Origin of the sequence: Devosia sp. (assembly GCF_040509215.1) — a bacterium.
Lineage (GTDB): Bacteria > Pseudomonadota > Alphaproteobacteria > Rhizobiales > Devosiaceae > Devosia.
Window position 1 is genome coordinate 1 of record NZ_JBEVLL010000283.1, and the last position, 3,855, is coordinate 3,855.

2 protein-coding genes and 2 pseudogenes are annotated in these 3,855 nt (G+C 60.1%); all 4 read left to right on the forward strand.

All coding sequences use genetic code 11. The features are described from left to right. Positions 1 to 69 precede the first annotated feature (69 nt). Positions 70 to 315: pseudogene (locus ABW043_RS22925) on the forward strand (sll1863 family stress response protein); the annotation flags it as partial. 238 nt (positions 316 to 553) lie between these two features. Then, entirely contained in the window at positions 554 to 1,708 is a 1,155-nt protein-coding gene (locus ABW043_RS15985; RefSeq protein WP_353922195.1) for an extracellular catalytic domain type 1 short-chain-length polyhydroxyalkanoate depolymerase, read from the forward strand. A 511-nt stretch (positions 1,709 to 2,219) separates the two neighbouring features. Next, positions 2,220 to 2,807 (forward strand): annotated as a pseudogene (locus ABW043_RS22930) (class I poly(R)-hydroxyalkanoic acid synthase); the annotation flags it as partial. Between the two features lie 27 nt (positions 2,808 to 2,834). Next, positions 2,835 to 3,830: a PHA/PHB synthase family protein gene (locus ABW043_RS22935; protein ID WP_502908657.1), complete on the forward strand. Its 996-nt coding sequence runs from the start codon at positions 2,835 to 2,837 to the stop codon at positions 3,828 to 3,830. Positions 3,831 to 3,855: the final 25 nt, after the last annotated feature.

A 3,855-nucleotide genomic window follows, 5' to 3' on the forward strand; every position in this document is an offset into this window, starting at 1 on the left:
TGCAAAGCAGTGGTCATCGAATTCCGCCCGCCCCGAACAGAACGGCTTTGCTGATAGCTAAAGGCCCAGAGCGAAATTTGGAAGGCTCAGGTCAAGGACTATCAGGGGAAGGTCGAACAGGCGGGCGAGCAGGCACGCGGCGAGTACAAGAAGAGTATGGAGCAAATGCAAGACAAGGCCGAGGAAGCAAGGAACCTTGCCGAGAAAGTCCGTGGTGCCAACGAGGAGGCATGGAAGGACATGGTCGGGGCCAGCCAGAAGGCTTTCGTCGAACTTCAGAGGGGCTGGGCGGACGCAGTTTCGCGTTTCCAGTGAGACAATAGCCGGCGGTATCGGCCGACGTCGGCATCCTGGAACGGCGTCTCAGGACATGTCGTGGAGTCGCCGCCGTCTGTGTAGGCTAGTTACCACCTCGCCTGCGGTCTGCCGCCGTGGCCATGCACGGACTTGAGGACGGTGGGCCCGCCAAAAGCCGTCCGCAAAAAAACCAGATGACACTTGAAAGCGCCAGGAGTGCCACCCATCCAGCGGATGGCATAGGGATGGTTCCAGGATGGTGCAAAATGTGCCGCAGCAGCAGCAAGATCACCATCAATCTCGGCTACGTCGACTTATGAGCGCGCCCACCATCGAGGCGATCGCCCAGACAGTCGAAGAGGTCGGCAAAGAGCACGCTTCGTCCACCGGACAAGGACCGAAGACCGATCACAACGCTCAAGCTGCGATCGGGACCTGGTCATCAGCCTGGCGGCACCTTCGAGAGACGATGCGTAGCTTGTTCGAGCGCATCAAACGGCTGGGCCAGGGACTCAATCTACCGGGAGAAGACAAGCCTTTTTCGGTCCCAACCCCCGACGTTGTCCCGGCAGGCGGACAGTTCGTTGCCAAGTCCTACAGCAACCATGCCGGAACCCGTGCTTACAAACTGTATGTGCCGAACGCCTATAAGGGGCAGCCACTCCCTTTGATCGTCATGCTGCACGGTAGCACCCAATCGGCTGACGACTTCGCCGCCGGCACACGCATGAACACGATCGCCGAGGAATGCACCTTCCTCGTTGCGTACCCGGAACAACCCGCAGCCGCCAATGCTTCGAAGGGCTGGAATTGGTTCCGGCCGGGCGACCAGCAGCGTGGCCACGGTGAACCTTCGCTGATCGCCGGTATCACGCGGATGGTGATGCACGACTACTCGGTCGACGCGGAACGCATCTACATCGCCGGGCTCTCAGCTGGAGGTGCGGCCGCGGTTGTTATGGGGAAAGCCTACCCGGATCTCTACGCCGCGGTTGGGGTGCACTCCGGCCTCCCGTGTGGGATAGCAAGCGATCTTCCGTCGGCCTTCGCCGCAATGCGCCAGGGCACCGCTGACCTCTCGATGGCTGAGGGAAGCGCGCCGATTGTCCCGACCATTGTGTTCCATGGCGATCAGGACATCGTAGTTCATCCTCGTAACGGAGATAACGTGATCGCACACTCGAAGATGACTGCGAGCTTGAACTCGAAGGTGCACAGCGGCGAGGCACCGGGAGGACTCGCTTACACGCGGACCGTCCACAACGACGCGCAAGGACGGGCGATCCTCGAGCAGTGGGACATTCACGGAGCCGGCCATGCTTGGTCGGGTGGCAGTCCCTTGGGTAGCTTCACCGATCCACGAGGGCCGGATGCAAGCCGCGAGATGGTTCGCTTTTTCCTCAACCATTGACGTTTTGCGAATTCTTGAGAGAGCTATCACATCCGGAGTTATCTCTCCGTCACCAGCTTGAATGGTGCCAGGTGCTCACATGAACTCTTCCCCTCTAGGTCCAATCCAACGCCCCCGAGGTCGACGAAACCCACTTTTGCGGAGCGATTTCTCTGGTTCGGGAAAGACTCGAGAGCAGGGCGCCGCGGAAGGGCGAGAGGGAGCGAAATCACGGGTTCGGCCTCGGCCACCCCTGCCGAAAACTCGGCAACATGGCGCAGCACCAGAAAACGCGTTCACGGTCGCGCCTGAATCCGCGCAGGACGTCTCCACCGCTCGCTCTGTTCCGAACAACGGGGGTTCAGGTGCAGCGGAAACCCAAACGAAGAAGCTAATTCTACAGCGGGGGCCTCGCGCCGAACTGCTACCCGCCGCAATCGACCAACTGTGGCAGGCCAACCCGCTCCAGAAGCTGCTGCCCATCGACTGGGGGGCGATCACGCAGGCTCTATCGACGCTGTCTGCCCGCTCGATGGCGAATCCGTTGCACACGACAATAGTGGCCACAAACTTAAGTTTGAAGCTGTGGCGCGAGTCAGCCGAGACGTGGATCGGTGCCGCATCAGGGTGGTGGGGACTAGCGCCTCAATCTCAGGAAAAGGGGCCTCGGACCGAAAGCGACCGACGCTTCGATGCTCCCGAATGGGAACAGCACCCGTTCTTTCGGCTGCTGAAGCAAAGCTATCTGGCCATTTCTGACCAGCTTCTCGAGGAAGCCGGCCGAGACACTCTCGACCCTACCGAGCGACTCTGACTCATGTTCCACGTTCGACAGTTGGTGGACGCGACGAGCCCGACACTGTTTCTGCCAACCAACCCGGCAGCTCTCCGCAGGGCATTCGAGACGGGCGGCGGCAGCGTGGCTGATGGCGTGCGCCATCTTATTGCCGATCTGCGCGAGGGTCGGCTGAGCATGACGGACACCGAAGCGTTTGCGCCCGGTAAGAACCTCGCCCTCACGGAAGGTAAGGTCATCTACCGCAATCGCCTCATCGAGCTCATCCAGTACGCGCCGCTGACGAATCAGACCTATGCGGTACCGCTGCTGTTCATTCCGCCCTGGATCAACAAGTTTTACATTCTCGACTTGCAGCCGAAGAACAGTCTTGTTCGCTTCCTTCTCGAGCAGGGCTTTTCGGTGTTCATGATCAGCTGGAAGAACCCTGACGCCTCAATGGAGGACATCACCTTCGACGACTATATGACTGATGGACCGCTGGCCGCGAGCAACGTGGTGCGGGAGATCACCGGGGCCGAGCACCTCAACCCGATCGGATACTGCATTGGTGGCACGTTGCTGGCAATGACCCTCGCCTATTTGGCGGCGTCGCGAGACGACCGCTTCGGTCCAGCCACCTTCATGGTCTCGTTACAAGATTTCTCTGAAGTCGGTGACACGGCCGTCTTTATGGATGAGCCACAGATCGAGTTCATGGAGCGGCGCATGCTCGAGCGGGGGTATCTCGACAGCAGCGACATGGCGAATATGTTCAGTCTGCTGCGCTCCAATGACCTGATCTGGAACGTGGTCATCAATAATTATCTCATGGGGAACAAGCCACCCGCGCTCGATCTTCTATACTGGAACAGCGACGGCACTCGTATGGCCCAGAGGGCGCACAGCTTCTATCTCCACAATACCTATCTCGAGAACAATCTGATCGAGCCGGGCAAACTCTCTCTTCTCGGTCAGCCCATCGATCTGCGCCGAATTCGGCAGGACGTCTACGCGATCGGCGCTGAGAAGGACCACATCGTGCCCTGGCGTTCGGCCTGGCGGATCGCACAACTGACGAGCGCGAAGACGCGCTTTGTGCTGGCGGCGAGTGGGCATATCGCCGGGATGATCAACCCACCGTCCAAAGGTAAAGGGTACCATTGGACGAACGAGACCGATGGGGCGGCGTTCGAGACGCCGGAGGCGTGGCTGGCCGGCGCGCAAAAGCATGACGGCAGCTGGTGGGCGGATTGGGCCAAGTGGCTCGAGGCCCGATCTGGAAGGAAAACGACGGCGATGACTGTGGGTAGTGCTGCCCACCCGCCGATCGGTGACGCACCCGGAACCTACGTTCTGGAAAAATAGGCCCGGCCAGCGGCGCTCGACCAAG

What these genes read in the sequence shown, in the direction of transcription:
- ABW043_RS15985 (WP_353922195.1), top strand. Translation starts at nt 554, where the DNA reads ATGGTGCAAAATGTGCCGCAGCAGCAGCAAGATCACCATCAATCTCGG.